General features: G+C 67.4%; 11 protein-coding genes and 1 pseudogene. 7 read left to right on the top strand and 5 right to left on the bottom strand.

Annotated elements, in window-relative coordinates; genetic code table 11:
* The 4 genes and pseudogenes from ACWDU1_RS17735 to ACWDU1_RS17750 form a co-directional block, all read left to right on the top strand.
* Positions 1 to 319 (top strand): annotated as a pseudogene (locus ACWDU1_RS17735) (ABC transporter ATP-binding protein); the annotation flags it as partial.
* 185 nt (positions 320 to 504) lie between these two features.
* Positions 505 to 2079 (top strand): alpha/beta hydrolase, encoded by a 1575-nt coding sequence (locus ACWDU1_RS17740; protein WP_449999725.1) that lies wholly within the window; start codon positions 505 to 507, stop codon positions 2077 to 2079.
* A 108-nt stretch (positions 2080 to 2187) separates the two neighbouring features.
* A complete protein-coding gene (locus ACWDU1_RS17745) occupies positions 2188 to 3711 on the top strand; it encodes an MFS transporter (RefSeq protein ID WP_449999726.1) in 1524 nt (507 codons plus the stop codon).
* On the top strand, positions 3698 to 4261 hold the full coding sequence (locus ACWDU1_RS17750; protein ID WP_449999727.1) for a TetR/AcrR family transcriptional regulator: 564 nt from the start codon (positions 3698 to 3700) through the stop codon (positions 4259 to 4261). Before ACWDU1_RS17745 ends, ACWDU1_RS17750 begins: the two co-directional genes overlap by 14 nt.
* 87 nt (positions 4262 to 4348) lie before the next feature.
* Here ACWDU1_RS17750 and ACWDU1_RS17755 read toward each other — a convergent pair whose 3' ends face one another.
* The 4 genes from ACWDU1_RS17755 to ACWDU1_RS17770 all read right to left on the bottom strand — a co-directional run bounded on the left by ACWDU1_RS17755 (position 4349) and on the right by ACWDU1_RS17770 (position 10248).
* Positions 4349 to 5608 (bottom strand): amidohydrolase family protein, encoded by a 1260-nt coding sequence (locus ACWDU1_RS17755; RefSeq protein ID WP_449999729.1) that lies wholly within the window; start codon positions 5606 to 5608, stop codon positions 4349 to 4351.
* A gap of 257 nt (positions 5609 to 5865) precedes the next feature.
* Positions 5866 to 7296 carry a FadD3 family acyl-CoA ligase gene (locus ACWDU1_RS17760; RefSeq protein WP_449999731.1) on the bottom strand — a complete coding sequence of 477 codons (1431 nt, stop codon included), beginning with the start codon at positions 7294 to 7296 and terminating at the stop codon, positions 5866 to 5868.
* A 16-nt stretch (positions 7297 to 7312) separates the two neighbouring features.
* A complete protein-coding gene (locus ACWDU1_RS17765) occupies positions 7313 to 8509 on the bottom strand; it encodes an amidohydrolase family protein (protein ID WP_449999732.1) in 1197 nt (398 codons plus the stop codon).
* 38 nt (positions 8510 to 8547) lie between these two features.
* Complete coding sequence (locus tag ACWDU1_RS17770) at positions 8548 to 10248, bottom strand: AMP-binding protein (protein WP_449999734.1); 1701 nt, start codon at positions 10246 to 10248, stop codon at positions 8548 to 8550.
* A gap of 43 nt (positions 10249 to 10291) precedes the next feature.
* Between ACWDU1_RS17770 and ACWDU1_RS17775 the strand changes: the two genes are divergently transcribed.
* Positions 10292 to 11056 carry an enoyl-CoA hydratase/isomerase family protein gene (locus tag ACWDU1_RS17775; RefSeq protein WP_449999735.1) on the top strand — a complete coding sequence of 255 codons (765 nt, stop codon included), beginning with the start codon at positions 10292 to 10294 and terminating at the stop codon, positions 11054 to 11056.
* A gap of 16 nt (positions 11057 to 11072) precedes the next feature.
* Here ACWDU1_RS17775 and ACWDU1_RS17780 read toward each other — a convergent pair whose 3' ends face one another.
* Entirely contained in the window at positions 11073 to 11657 is a 585-nt protein-coding gene (locus tag ACWDU1_RS17780; RefSeq protein WP_449999737.1) for a TetR/AcrR family transcriptional regulator, read from the bottom strand.
* A 390-nt stretch (positions 11658 to 12047) separates the two neighbouring features.
* On the opposite strand from ACWDU1_RS17780, the gene ACWDU1_RS17785 reads away from it, so the two are divergent.
* Together ACWDU1_RS17785 and ACWDU1_RS17790 are read left to right on the top strand one after the other, a co-directional pair.
* Positions 12048 to 13316: a cytochrome P450 gene (locus ACWDU1_RS17785; RefSeq protein WP_449999738.1), complete on the top strand. Its 1269-nt coding sequence runs from the start codon at positions 12048 to 12050 to the stop codon at positions 13314 to 13316.
* Between the two features lie 74 nt (positions 13317 to 13390).
* Positions 13391 to 14227: a mycofactocin-coupled SDR family oxidoreductase gene (locus ACWDU1_RS17790; RefSeq protein ID WP_357420925.1), complete on the top strand. Its 837-nt coding sequence runs from the start codon at positions 13391 to 13393 to the stop codon at positions 14225 to 14227.
* The last annotated feature ends 105 nt before the right edge of the window (positions 14228 to 14332 follow it).

Here is a 14332-nt window from a genome sequence, read left to right on the forward strand (position 1 = left end):
GATCTCGATCGCCCGCGCCCTGCTCAAGAACGCCCCCGTGGTCCTGCTCGACGAGGCCACCAGCGCCCTCGACCCGCAGAACGAGGCCGCGGTCGTCCGCGGTATCCGTGAACTCACCCAGGGCAAAACGGTCCTGGTGGTGGCCCACCGGCTGCCGACGATCCGGCACGCCGACCAGATCCTCTTCCTGGACGGCGGCGCGATCGTGGAGCGCGGAACCCACGACGAACTGCTCGCGGCCGACGGACGCTATGCCGCGTTCTGGTCCGAACGCAGCCGCGCGGCCGGCTGGCGGCTCACCGCGGGGGCGCGGGCCTGAGCGAGCACCGGGGACGATGGGCGCGCCGACGTCCGGTGGGCTACGTGATCCCGCACAGCGCGGAACCAGCGGTGCTGTGAGATCGCGATAACCCATCGGCCGGTCCATCCTCCGCACAGGGATCGGTGCCGCACGTGTGACAAGATCGTCTGGTTCGTCGTAGCGGTGCACGGAGGGGCTCTGTTTTGGTAATTCGATTCGGGCCCAGCGGATTCGACCGGATGCGGCGCGCGTTGCTGGTGGTCGCGGTTACGGCCGGCGTGCTCGGCATCCCGGGCCCGGCGTCGGCGGACGACGGGACCGACCCCTATCTCGATCTACTGGCCGAAGGCGCCGCCACGCCGGCGCTGGAGTGGTCGGATTGCGCGGACGGTTTCCAGTGCGCCACGGCCGAGGTGCCGCTGGACTATCACCGGCCGCAGGGCGACCGGATCGGCCTGGCGGTGATCAAACTCCCGGCGCGGGAGCCCGCTCGCCGCATCGGCACATTGTTCGTGAACTTCGGGGGGCCGGGCGCTTCCGGCGTGGACCGGCTGCGGGAACGGGCCGGCTGGCCGTGGTTGTTCTCCGAGGAACTGCGGGCCCGGTTCGATGTGGTGTCCTGGGATCCCCGCTCGGTGGCCCGGAGCGCGCCGGCGCGCTGCTTCCCGAGCGCCGACGAACAACTCGCCTTCCTCGCCTCCGCCCCGGCGATGCCCGCCACGGCCGCGGAGGAGGCGCCCTTCTACGACTGGTCGCGCCGGTTCGCCGAGCGCTGTGCGCAACAGGCCGGGCCGATCCTGCACCACGCGTCGACCGGTAACAGCGCCCGGGATCTGGAACTGCTGCGCCGCGCGGTCGGCGACGAGAAACTCAGCTTTCACGGCATCTCCTACGGCACGCAACTCGGCGCCGACTACGCGAATATGTTCCCCGGCCGGGTGCGGGCGATGGTGCTGGACGGTTCGCTGGACTTCGAGGGCAATATGACCGGCCACGCCGCGCAGGGGACGGCTCTGCCGCTGGATACCAGGCAGAATGTCGCCGACTCCCTCGCCGCCACCTTCGATGCCTTCGTGCGCGACTGCGTCGCGGCGGGGCCGCGGTGCGCGTTCTCCGCCGGTGATCCGAAGCTGAAATTCACGACGCTCGCCGAGCGGGCACGGCTCGCACCCATCCGGGTCGGCGGCCAGGAGTGGACCTATTCGGCGATCGTCAACGCGGCCGCCGGTCTTGCGCAGCCGTCCGGATATCCGGAGCTGGCGGCCCTGCTGCAACAGCTGTTCGACGCGGGCACCACGATCCCGGGACCGCTACCCGCCGCCGGTTCGTCCTATTCGGGCAACCGTACCGAGGCCTACCACGCGATTCAGTGTTCCGACAGTGTGGTGCCGGCCGATACCGGAAACTACAGTCGCGCCGCGGTATCGGAGGATCGGCGGGTGCCCTATTTCGGGCGGGTGGCCGTTTTCAGCAGTATGGCCTGCGCGTTCTGGCAGGGTCACGACGACGATCGATACACCGGGCCGTGGAACCGGCGGACCGCGGCACCGATCCTGGTGCTCAACAGCAGGTTCGATCCGGCGACCCCGCTGGCCGGCGCGGAATCGGGCGCCGGCCAGCTGGCCGAGGCGCGGGTGGTGGTGACCGAAGGGGCCGGGCACAGCAGTATGTACGTCCCGAGCACGTGCACCGAACGGGTGAAGCGGGACTATCTGTTCACCGGATCGCTGCCTCCGGAGGGCACCCGCTGCGCCGTCGACGGATCTCCCTTCGACTGAATCCGCGATGCACCGAAACGTGGCGGGGCCGGTGTGACGGCCGTCGCCGCGGCACCGAGAATCCAGGTGGATGGTTTTACAGTCCATATGGAATGTTAGTGTGGCGGTATGAGCGAAATGGGCATATCGGCGCCGCCGCGCGCCGGTCGGCGCGAATGGTCGGCACTGGCCGTGCTGGTGCTCGTGGTATCGCTGATCGCCATCGACAACACGGTGTTGTATCTGGCGGTGCCGTCACTGGCGGCCGACCTCGAGCCGAACGCCACCCAGCTGCTGTGGATAGGCGATATCTACTCGTTCGCGCTGGCGGGTCTGCTGATCACCATGGGCAATCTCGCCGACCGTATCGGCCGCAAACGGCTGTTGCTCATCGGTGCTACCGCCTTCGGTGCCGCATCGGCACTCGCGGCGTTCGCGCCGAACGCCGAAACCCTGATCGCGGCGCGGGCGCTGCTGGGTGTCGCGGGCGCGACCCTGATGCCGTCGACGCTGTCGCTGATCCGGGCGATGTTCGCCGACGCGCGGCAGCGCACCACCGCGATCGCGATCTGGTCGATGGGCGCGACCGCGGGCGCCGCGGTGGGCCCGCTGGTCGGTGGCGTGCTGCTGGAGAATTTCTGGTGGGGGTCGGTATTGCTGATCAACGTCCCGGTCATGGTGCTGGTGCTGATCGCCGGACCGATCCTGCTGACCGAATCGCGTGGGGACGCCACCGCACCGGTCGACATGCTGTCGTCGCTACTGTCGATCGTCGCCATCGTCCCCGTCGTCTACGCCGTCAAACACTGGGTCGGTAGTGGATTCGACGGAAGTGTTCCGCTCGCCGCCGCCGTCGGTCTCGCGGCAGGCTGGGCCTTCTTGCGGCGGCAGCGGCTGTTGACCCACCCGCTGCTGGACCTCGCGCTGTTCCGGCGGCCCGCCTTCGCCGGTTCGGTCGCCGCCAACGGACTGGCCATCGCCGCGTTCCTGGGCCTGCTGTACTTCTTCTCCCAGTACCTGCAGCTCGTGCGGGAGTACGGGCCGCTGCAGGCCGGTCTGGCCGAACTGCCCTCGACCCTCGCGTCGATGCTCGTCATCGTCTTCGTCGGGGTGCTCGCGGCGAAGCTGGGCCGCGGGCGCGCGATCGGGCTGGGCCTGGCGGTGGGTGCGCTCGGCATCGCGGCGCTCGGATTCGCCACCTCCTTGCCGGGCTATTGGGGCCTCGGCGTCGCCGCCGCGCTGCTGGGACTGGGCGTCGGCGTCGCGATGACGTTGTCGACCGATGCCGTGGTCTCCGCGGTGCCCACCGAACGCGCGGGCGCGGCGTCCTCGATCGCCGAAACAGCCTATGAACTCGGCGGGGCCCTCGGTATCGCCGTGCTGGGATCGTTGCAGGTGGCGATCTACCGGGCCCATCTCGACCTGCCCGCCGGCACCGATCCCGCCGACAACGCGCTCGCGCAGAGCTCACTGTCCTCGGCGGTGGGCTCGGCCGATCCGGTCGTGGTGGACCACGCCCGGTCCGCTTTCGTCGTGGCCGTGCAGTACACCTCCGTCGTCGCGGCGGTGATCCTCGCGATCAGCGCTGTGGTGGCATGGCGGGTTATTCCCTCACCTCGTGATTCGGAGGCAGGTACGTATGCCGCGCACTGAACCCATCGCCACTCGCGACAAGGAACGCACCCGCCGGGCGATCCTGGACGCTGCCGAGCGCCTACTGCACGATCGCGGATCGAAGGTGAGCCTGGCCGATATCGCCGCGGCCGCAGGAGTCACCAAAGGTGGTCTCATGCACCACTTCCCGAGCCGGCCCGCGCTGATCCTCGGTGTCTTCGAACACGGAATCGCCCGGATGTGGGAAGAGGTCCGCGTCCATATCGACCTGTCGGAGAACCGGCCGGGCAAGTTCACCCGCGGCTATGTGCGCGCGTTGACCGGTGGCAGCGAATACCTCACCCATATCTTCAATCCGACCGGCCTCATCGGCACACTCGGCTACGCCGACGAGGTCGTCGCACTCTACGAACAGGACAGCGCGAAATGGGATGCGGCCTTCGCCGCCGACGGACTGCCGTGGCCGCGGGTGCTGGCGATCCGAGCCGCCGCCGAGGGCCTCGCCATGGCCATCTCGACCCCCTACCTCACGCAGGCCGATCTTCCGCTTGCGCGCGCCGAACTGCTCGCGCTCACCGAGTCGCGTTAGCGCGGTGCCGCGCCGGGGTGCACCGCGCGCGTAGCGAGTGACCGCGGCGGCGGGCCGGGTGTAATCCCACCGACCCGCCCGGGCGGATCAGCTCGCGTGTTTGGCCGCGAACCGCTCGGCGTACTCCGCGCGGGTGGTGGTGGACAGGTCCACGTCCTGGGCCCGGGCGCGTAGCGCGCCGACGGTCGCCTGTTCGCGGGGAATATGCTCGAACGGATCCCAGCTCAGATGGCGGCAGGCGTTCTGCCAGGTGATCTTCTCGATATCGGAATCGTCGGCGCCCGCCTGCTCGAGTTCGTTCAGGACGAATTCCGGCGCGCCCGGCCACAGCGAATCCGAATGCGGGTAGTCGCATTCCCAGGCGATGTTGTCGATACCGATCTCGTGCCGCAATTTCAGCGAGGTCGGATCGGTGACATAGCAGGCGAGCACGTGCTCACGGAAGACCTCGCTGGGCATTTTGCCGCCGAAATCCCGGCGCAGCCAGCGCTGGTTGGTGTAGTGCCGGTCGGAGCGGTCCAGGAAGAACGGAATCCAGCCGACGCCGCCCTCGGACAGAGCGATCTTCAGTTTCGGGAACATGCGCATGGCCGGTCCCCACAGCAGATCCTGGGTGCCGATCAGCGAAATGCTGGGGGCCAGGACCATGAGGTTGTCGATGGGCGCGTCGGGCGCCAGTTTGAGCACGCCGAATCCCTGTCCGATGTGCAGGTTCATCACGGTGTCGTTATCGCTGAGCGCCTGGAAGACCGGGCCCCAGTAGTCGATATCGTGGTAGCTGGGCAGGCCGTCGATATGCGGCAGTTCCGGCATCGTGACCGAATGGCAGCCCTTGGCGGCGACCCGTTCGATCTCGGCGACAGCGAGTAACGGATCCCACATCGGCAGGATCGCCAGCGGGATGAACCGGCCCGGATAGGCGCCCGCCCATTCCTCGATATGCCAGTCGTTGTAGGCGGAGATCATCGCGACGGTGATCTCGTCCATACCGCCGCGGCTCAGATGTCCGGCGCTGAACCCGGTGAACGTGGGAAAGCACATGGAGGCGAAGACACCGTTGGCGTCCATATCGCGCACCCGATCGTGGATGTCGTAGACGGCGGGCCGCATCTCGGCGTAACCGGCGGGGTCGTAACCCCATTCCTCGGGCGGCCAGGAGACGACGGCGTTGAGGCCGGTGACGCCGGTCGGCCGGTCCCGGTAGATCCAGCGATCGATCCCGTTGTCGTCGACCACGACCTTGGGCACGTACTCGGCGTATTTCTTCGGCGCGTGGTTGTCGAACATGTTTTGCGGTTCGACCACGTGGTCGTCGATGCTCACCAGAATCATGTCGTCGATATTCACCGGACTCCTCGCTGTTCAAGGTCGACGCCGGGCTCGGCCCGGACCAGGAGATCGAAAATCTCTAATTATGAGAATCAGACTCTCTTTTGTGTTCGACGATACACCGTGGCGGGTGCCCGGGTCGAGATCCGGCCGGGACGGTGTAAGCCGAATCGGGGACGAGAGAGTAGGGGAGCGGGCAGAACGAGCCCGCGCGTGTGCAGGTGATGCGCACCGGACTCCGGCGGCCGCGCGAACGGCCGCCGGATATCCACCGGTCAGCGCAGCTGGTCTTTCATCACTTTGCCGGTGGCGTTGAGCGGCAGTTCGTCCAGGAACGCCACCGACCGCGGCACCTTGTAGCCGGCCATTCGGTCCTTGCTCCAGGCGAGGAGTTCGGCCTCGGTCAGCTCGCCGCGTTTCACCACGAAGGCCTTGCCCACCTGGCCGAGGCGTTCGTCCGGAACCCCGATCACCGCGGCCTGGGCGACCGCCGGATGCTCCAGCAGGAATCCTTCGATCTCCGCGGGGTAGGCGTTGAATCCGCCCACGATGTACATATCCTTCTTGCGCCCGATCACCTTGAGCCGCCCGCCCTCGTCGAGGCTGCCGAGATCGCCGGTATGCAGCCAGCCCTCGGCGTCCACGGCCGCCGCGGTGGCCTCCGGATCGTCGAGATAGCCCTGCATCACGCTGTAACCGCGGATCAGTACCTCGCCGTCGCCGGCGATCCGTAGTTCGATACCGTCGCAGGCGCTGCCCGCCGTGGTCGCGATCTGTTCGAAGGTGTCTCCGGGCCGCGAGGCGGTGGCGGTACCGGCCTCGGTGAGCCCGTACCCGGTCATGATCGACCGGAAGGGCAGATCCTCCCGGATGCGCCGGATGAGATCGACCGGGATATCGGCGGCCCCGGTCACCGCCGCGCGTAGCGAGGAGATATCGCGCGCGCCACGGTATTCCAGCAGGGAGTGGTAGAGCGTCGGGGGGCCCGGCAGCATGGTGACCCGTTCGGTCTCCACCAGTTCGAGCACCTTGTCGACGTCGAACACCGGAACCGGCAGCATCGTGGCCCCCCGGATCAGCGAGGACACGATACCGGCCTTCAATCCGAACGTGTGGAAGAACGGGTTGACCATCAGATATCGGTCGCCCCGGCGCAGATCGGCCAGATCGCACCATTCCGCGTACAGCCGCAGTGTCTGCAGATGGTTCATCATCACGCCCTTGGGGCGCCCGGTGGTGCCCGAGGTGTAGATGATGTCGGCGATATCGGTGCCCGCGACCTCACGTTCGAAAGGCGCACCGGAGGTGAGGAAATCGGATCCGAGGTCGTAGACCGGCACTCCGGGCGGCGCCGGATAGTCGCCGCCCAGGAAGCCCTTCTGCACCAGGAGGGCCTTGGCGCCGCTGCGACGGATCACATCGGCGGCCTCGTCCGCTTTGAACCGGGTGTTCACCGGGACCAGGGTGCCGCCCGCGGTCATCAGGCCCAGGGCGGCGACGATCCAATTCGCCGAGTTGGGCGCCCAGACCGCCGCGCGATCGCCCTTGCCGATACCGGCCTCGGCGAACGCTCCGGCGGCCCGGCGCACCCGGTCCCCGAGTTCGGCGAAGCTCCACCGCAGTTCGCCGTCGACGACCGCTTCGGCGTCACCGAAGCGGTCGGCCGCCGACAGCGCCAGCTGCGGGATGGTCTGCCAATCACTCATGGGATGGTCCGTCAACTCATACCTTGAGCAGCCGTGCCAGGTTGCCGCCCATGATCTTGGCCTGCTTCGCCTGCGGCATATCCTTGATTTCGTTGATATAGCGGGCGGGTTCGGCCAGACCCTCCGGATGTGGCCAGTCGGAGCCGAACAGCACATGGTCCTCGCCCATGACCTGCGACAGGCGTTCCAGATCCTCTTCCCAGAACGGGCTGACGTAGAGGCTCTGCTTGATGGCCTCGATGGGATCGCGGAAGCCGAAGCCCTCCGGGGCCTTCTTGTAGACATCCGAGAGCTGCTGCAACAGGGGCTCGAGCCAGGCCGAACCGTTCTCGATCACGGCGATCTTCAGATCCGGGAAACGGTTCAGCGCGCCGTGGCAGACCCAGGAAGCGACGGCGTCGGTGACCGGGCGCCACTGGTTGGTCATGGCGAAGGTGTTGGTCTGGAACGGCAGCATCTCCGTATCGCTGCCGTCCCATTCGGCGTCGAAGCGCGAGTAACCGCTGTCCGAGGAGTGCATGGTCACCAGCACATCCAGTTCCTGAACGCGCTTCCAGAACGGGTCGAACTCCGGCATCGCGAACGAACGCATGCCCTTGTAGCCGGGGACCGGGGCCGGGCGTACCAGGATCGCCTTGGCGCCGTGTTCGACTACGGCCCAGTTCAGCTCGTCGATCGCGCGCTCCACGATCGGCAGGGTGATCACCGGCACGGTGAAGATCCGGCCGGAGTGCACGAAGCTGCCGTCCTGGCCCCAGTCGTCGAGCATCCAGCGGTTCAGCGATTCGATCACCGCGTGGATCAGTTCGGGATGGTGGCGCATCCGCTCTTCCACCAGGCTGGCCAGGGTGGGGAACATCAGGGCGCGCTGCAACTGCAGGTCGTCCATGACCTGCAGCCGGGCCTCCGGATTGCGGAAGGCGTCGATCGCCTTCATCGACTTACCGAAGATCTCGCGCCGGCTCTTGCCTTCGGGATTGCCGTTCTTGAAGTAATCCTCCATCGCGCCGGGGCGCGCGACGACCTCGAAGGTGGGGTTGGGGATGTACTCGCTGATCTGGCCGAGTACCGCGATCTTGGTGCGGCCGTTGATCTCGACGTACTGGATGGCGCCCTTGTACTTCTCGGGCAGATGCCGGGTCAGCGCTTCCTTGGTCTCGTAGAGATGGTTGTCCGCGTCGAAGAGCTGGTACGGCAGCTCGATCTTGCTCATGGAATCCTCCTTGGCTATTTATGAGAATCGTATTCTCATCAGGGTTCGGTCGCAACGGCCTCGTTGCGCGCCGCGGCCAGCTCGCGCCGGATGACGAATTTCTGGATCTTTCCGCTGGGGGTACGCGGGAAGTCGGTGACGATATGGAGTTCTTCGGGCCATTTCTGCTTGGCCAGTCCGGCCTGCGCGAAATGCGCGCGCAGGGTGTCGATATCGGGTTCGGGCAGGTCGGGCAGGCAGCGGACCACCGCGGCGGTCCGTTCGCCCAGACGGGTATCGGGGACGGCCACCGCCACCGCCTCGGCCACCCCGGGTAGCGCGAGCAGTACCTCCTCGACCTCGAGGGCGCTCACGTTCTCCCCGCCGCGGATGATGATGTCGGATTTGCGGTCGGTGATGGTCAGGTAGCCGTCGTCGTCCACCACGCCGATATCGCCGGTGTGATACCAGCCCTGTTCGTCGAAGGTGCGGGCGGTGAGTTCGGGATCGGTATAGCCCAGGCAGAGGTCGGGTCCCCGGCTGATGATCTCGCCGTCCTCGCTCAGCCGGAACTCCACACCCGGCAGGGCATTACCGTCGGTGAACAGCCGTTTGCCCGCCGCGTCGGTGGCCAGTGATCCGGTGATCGACGGGTGCTCGGTGCTGCCGTAGGAGCGGAACACGGTGATACCGAGCTTTTCGAGCCGGGTGCTCACGGCCGCCGGGACGGCCGCTCCGCCGAGGCCGGCGTAGCGCAGTTGCGCCAGGTGGGCCGGCCGGTAGCCGGGGTGGTCGAGCAGGCTCGTCATGAAATAGCTCACGCCGCCGCCGACGCAGATGTTCTCGGATTCCATGAGTTCGAGCACCCGGCCGGGATCCCAGATGTCGAGCAGGTGGATCGGGGCGCCGTCGAGAACCGGGATGAGCAGGGCGTTGAGCATGCCGATGAAATGTCCCACCGGCGCGGCGGTCAGCTGGTCACCGCGGTCGGGCGGATACATTCCGGCCAGCTGACGCACCTCGTAGCCCAGGGTGTTGTGGCTGTGCACGACACCCTTCGGCGCGCGGGTGGTGCCGGAGGTGAAGGCGATACAGGCCGGTGCGTCCGGATCGGTGCGCAGGAGCCCGGTCATCGGCTCGGGTTCGAGCAGCTCGTCGAAATCCCGGCCGACCACCCCGACCACCGGTACCGACTCGCGGATGCCCGGGTCGAACTCGTTGTGACCGAACCGTTCGCAGGTGATGAACACCTTCGGTGTCACCGCGCCCAGGATGTAGCCGAGTTCCTTGCGTCCGTAGAAATGCGCGACCGGGACGACTGTCGTGCCCAGCAGTGACGCGGCCCAGTAGGTCGCGGCGGCTTCCATCCAGTTCGGCAGCTGGAACGCGACGAGATCGCCCGGTCCGACACCGCGGCGGCGCAATCCGGCGGCCAGCCGGCGCGCGATTCGTTCCACCTCGGCGAAGGTGCCCGACCACGGCCGGATCCGGGAATGTACCCGGAAGGCCGCCTCGGGGGCCGCGGCCAGGCCGCGGGCGAGCAGTTCGCCGAGGGTTTCGTCCGACCACCACCCCGCGTCGCGATAGCGGGCGGCCAGCTCCGGGGGGATGACCCGCGCGGTCGCGCCGGGACCGGCCGAGCCGGCCGGTGATGGGGCATCGCCCGTACGCGGCGGATCCGGTACGGGCGACTCTGGCCCGGTGGGGGTGGCGGAGCGTGGCCCGTCGGAGCCGTCGCCAGTGCGCCCTTGCTGCGGCATATGGAACTCCCGATCCCACCGCCGGAGACCGGCGGGAAAGTATATGGTTCTCTATGTAAGAGAATCATATTTCCGTCGAGGAGAACAAGTTGTGATCGAGCTCGAAGTGACCGACGGTCTGGCGGTCGTCACCATCAACCGGCCGCACGCCCGCAACGCCATCGCCCTGGACACGATGGATGAGCTCGACAAGGCGATCGACGGGGCGGCGGGCGCGCGGGCGCTGGTGATCACCGGCGCGGGGGACAAGGCATTCGTCTCCGGTGGCGACCTCAAGGAACTGGCCGCGCTGCGGACCGTGGAGCAGGCGTCGGGAATGGCCAACCGGATGCGCGGGGTATGCGACAAGATCGCGAGTTTTCCGGGGCCGGTGCTCGCCGCGCTCAACGGGCACGCGCTCGGGGGTGGCGCCGAGGTGGCGGTGGCGGCGGATATCCGGATCGCCGCCGACGACATCAAGATCGGTTTCAATCAGGTGTCGCTGGCGATCATGCCGGCGTGGGGTGGCGCGGAACGGTTGTCCCGGCTGGTCGGGCGCAGCCGGGCGTTACTGCTCGCGGGAACCGGGGAGATCCTGACCGCCGCGGCCGCCGAGCGGGCCGGCCTGCTGGACCGGGTGCTGCCGCGGGCGGAATTCGACGCGGGGTGGCGGGCGCTGGCCCGGGCCCTGGCCACGCCCGCCGCCGGTTCGATCAAGCGGGTCGTCGACGGGGCGAGCCCGCCCGAGGCGGTCGCGGCCTTCGCCGAACTCTGGGTCGACGACGCGCACTGGGCGGCCGCCGACCGCGTGCTGAACCGGGCAAGATGAGCCGCGAATGAGCCGCTTACGCGCCGTTCTCCAGGAAGCCGATCTCGCGTTCGGCGAACGCGAACGTCTCGGCGTGGCCCGCCGTCATCCCGAGGGCCTCTTCCAGGACGACCATCCGGGCCGCGCTGGTCATCAGCACCGAGAGCACATCGGCGGGGAAGCGGCCGGTATCCACGCCATAGCCCTCGAGCAGCCGGGCCAGGGCCTCGGTCTGGGCGGCACGGAACTGCTCGGAGTAGCGGACCACCTCCGCCCGGATCGCCGGTTTGTGATTGGCCAGCCCGACGAACTCCATGGTGAACCGGGCCGCCGTGGTATCGGTGCTGAACTCCCACAGCGCGTGCAGGGGCCGATCGGATTTCAGTACCTGCGCCAGGGCTTCCAGGCCCTGGTCGGCGCGGCGGCGGAACATGTCCAGGAACAGCTCGTCCATGGACCGGAAGTAGTAGTGCACCAATTGCGGTTTGAGACCGGCGTATTCGGCGACCCGGCGCGAGGTCACGGCCGCCCAGCCCTGTTCCATCATCAGCCGTTCCGCGGCGTCCATGAGGACACCGCGATTCTTGGCGTCGGGCGCACCGAGCCGACGGGGGGATGACATGTTCCGGCCTCCTTCGGAATTTCGACAATGTCCGCGCAGCTACGCCGGTCATGGGAGCACTCGGGATCGTATCCCGGCGGCGCCGGCTGTTGACGCGCTCCCGCCGCCCATGCTAAGCATGTGCTCAGCATCACATCTGAGCGGTCGCTCAGCAAGGGGCGGCCCGGATCGGTCCCGCGATACGGCCGTGGCCTCGGATGGAGTGTGCGCCGGCGCGAGGAGGCGGCTGTGGAAGTTCCGGAGCGGCAGTGCGCGTCGACAACGACCTACGGCGGCGACTGCCCGAGCGGGCAACAGCGCATATCCCCGTGCGGGCAGCGGGGCATACGAGCCGTATCAACCGGTGATCCACGGTTGGCAACACGATTCTGTTGATATCAGGAGGTTCCCGTGACCGATTTCGATACGGTCGACTACTTCACCGACCCCGCGCTGGTACCCGACCCGCATCCCTACTACGACCATCTGCGCGCGAAATGCCCGGTGACGCAGGAGCCCAACTACGGGGTCTGGGCGGTCACCGGGTACGAGGAGGCCATCGAAGTTCTGCGCGACTCCGACACCTTCTCCTCCTGCATCGCCGTCGGCGGGCCGTTTCCCCCGCTGCCGTTCACCCCGGAGGGTGAAGACATCACCGGCCAGATCGCCGCGCACCGTGAACAGCTACCGATGCACGAGCATATGGTCACCATGGACCCGCCGGATCACACCGCGGCCCGTTCGCTGCTGAACAAACTGCTCGTACCCTCCCGGTTGAAGGAGAACGAGGAGTTCATGTGGAAGCTCGCCGACAAACAGCTCGACGAGTTCATCGACGACGGGAAATGCGAATTCCTCGGCGCCTACGCCAAGGTGTTCACCCTGCTGGTGATCGCCGACCTGCTGGGCGTGCCGGAGGAGTATCACGAGGAACTGCGCATCAACCTGGCCGGCGGGCCGACCGTGGGTTCGATCGACAAGGAGATCGTGCCGGTCAATCCCCTGGAATGGCTGGACAACCTGTTCAGCAAGCTCATCTCGGACCGGCGCAAGAACCCGCAGGACGATGTCCTCACCTCGCTGGCCCAGGCGAAATACCCCGACGGCTCCACGCCCGAGGTCATCGACGTCGTGCGCACCGCGACCTTCCTCTTCGGCGCCGGCCAGGAGACCACCGCCAAACTGCTGGGCAGCTCCATGCAGTTCCTGGTCACCCGCCCGGACCTGCAGGACGCGCTGCGCGCCGATCGCAGCCGTATCCCGGTGTTCATCGAGGAGACCCTGCGGATGCAGGCGCCGGTGAAGAGCGGTTTCCGGCTGGCTAAGAAGCCGGTGGAGATCGGCGAGGTTCCGCTGGACGCGGGATCGCTGGTGATGGTCTGCCCGGGTGCGGCCAACCGGGACCCGCGGCGTTTCGAGAATCCGCACGAATTCGACCTGGACCGGCCGAACTTCCGGGAGCACATGGCCTTCGGCCGTGGTGTGCACACCTGCCCGGGCAGCCCGCTGGCCCGCGTCGAGGGCCGGGTCTCCCTGGAGCGGATCCTCGACCGGATGCTCGATATCCGGGTCGATCCGGAGAAGCACGGTTCCCTGGACGACCCGATCTTCAACTTCGAGCCGACCTTCATCCTGCGCGGTCTGACCGACCTGCACATCACCTATACGCCCAAGCGCTGACGATCCAGATCTCGCAATACCCGAAGCAATAACACGATCCGGCCGGCCCGGCCGGACCGAGGAAAGAGGTAGACATGACCGGACGGGTCGAAGGCAAGGTCGCCTTCATCACCGGTGCGGCGCGCGGCCAGGGCCGCAGCCATGCGGTGCGGCTGGCCGAAGAGGGCGCCGACATCATCGCCATCGATATCTGCAAGCCGATCGATACGGTGGAGATCCCGCTGGCCACCCCCGACGATCTCGCCGAGACCGAGGAACTGGTCAAGGCCACCGGCCGCAAGGTCGTCACGGCCGAAGTCGACGTCCGGGACTCCGACGCGCTGAAGGCCTCGCTGGCCGAGGCCGTCGGGAAACTGGGCCGGCTCGACATCATCGTCGCCAACGCCGGTATCGCCAGCGGCGGCGATACGTTGGCCGAGACCGACGAAACGGTCTGGCAGGACATGATCGACGTCAACCTCAGTGGCGTCTGGAAATCGGTGAAGGCCGGTGTCCCGCATATCCTCGAGGGCGGTCGCGGCGGGTCGATCGTGCTCACCAGCTCGGTGGGCGGGCTCAAGGCCTACCCGCAGACCGGCCACTACGTCTCCGCCAAACACGGTGTCGTGGGCCTGATGCGGGCCTTCGCGGTGGAACTCGGCCAGCATATGATCCGCGTCAACTCGGTGCATCCGACGCACGTGAGCACCGCGATGATCATGAACGAGAAGACCTTCGCGATGTTCCGCCCCGATCTGGAGAACCCGACCGCCGACGATATGGCGCCGATCTGCCAGATGTTCCACACCCTGCCGGTGCCGTGGGTGGATCCGATCGATATCAGCAACGCGGTGCTGTACCTGTCCTCCGACGAGGCCCGCTACCTCACCGGTGTGACGCTGCCCGTCGACTGCGGGTCGATGCTGAAGTAGCCGAACATATCTCACGCGCGCGGCCCGTACGGCATACCCGTACGGGCCGCGAGTGCATCCGATACCCGTGCAACGCCTCGACACTCGGCGCCGAGTCCAACGAGG

This window comes from Nocardia sp. NPDC003345 (assembly GCF_053589395.1).